The organism is Psychrobacter sp. 1U2 (assembly GCF_051847575.1).
Genome location: NZ_JBPYDC010001352.1, coordinates 1 through 620, shown reverse-complemented (window position 1 = coordinate 620; position 620 = coordinate 1). Strand labels below are relative to the sequence as shown.

Sequence of the window (620 nt, the reverse complement as noted above, 5' to 3'; positions counted from 1 at the left end):
GGAATGAGGCTATGACCTTCTCGGGCCTCTATAATGGCCAGCTCAAAATCTATCATAGCCTGCACAAACAGCCGATCTGAAAAGTGCTCTACAGTATTAGTATGCATAAATGGCTGATTGATTAATTGAGTAATTTTCATTTAGAATCTCTAATTTTGGTAATCATTGAATAGCATGAATAAAGAACAAGATAAGAAAATACCTGTTGATAGTCCAGATTTTGTTGCATCGCTTGCGGCAGGAATGAGTGTATTACTCACTTTTGATGAAAACCATTCTAGCATGACGTTAAGCGAAGTAGCTGAGCGTGCCAAGATAGATCGAGCAAAGGCTAGGCGTTATCTATTAACCTTGCACGCTCTGGGTTATGTCCATAAAAGCAAGCGTCAATTTCGTCTAACGCCTAAAACGCTAAGCCTTGGTGTCAGTTACTTGAGTAGTGTCCACCATCACGATATTATCCAGTTCTATTTAGAACGCGTCACTGAACAAACTGGGGAGTCGTGTTCGTTTGCCGTATTGGATGGCAATGAAGTGGTATATATCGCCCGCTCTGCGACTGAACATCGCCTAATGTCTATTACCCTAGCGATTGGCACAAGACTACCTGCAGCTTATAC

At 41.9% G+C, this 620-nt stretch carries 1 protein-coding gene; it reads left to right on the top strand.

The window, feature by feature from the left end; genetic code table 11:
• Positions 1-174: 174 nt before the first annotated feature.
• Positions 175-620 (top strand): helix-turn-helix domain-containing protein (locus ACS8FD_RS22040; RefSeq protein ID WP_439277441.1); only part of this gene is annotated, 446 nt, incomplete at its 3' end.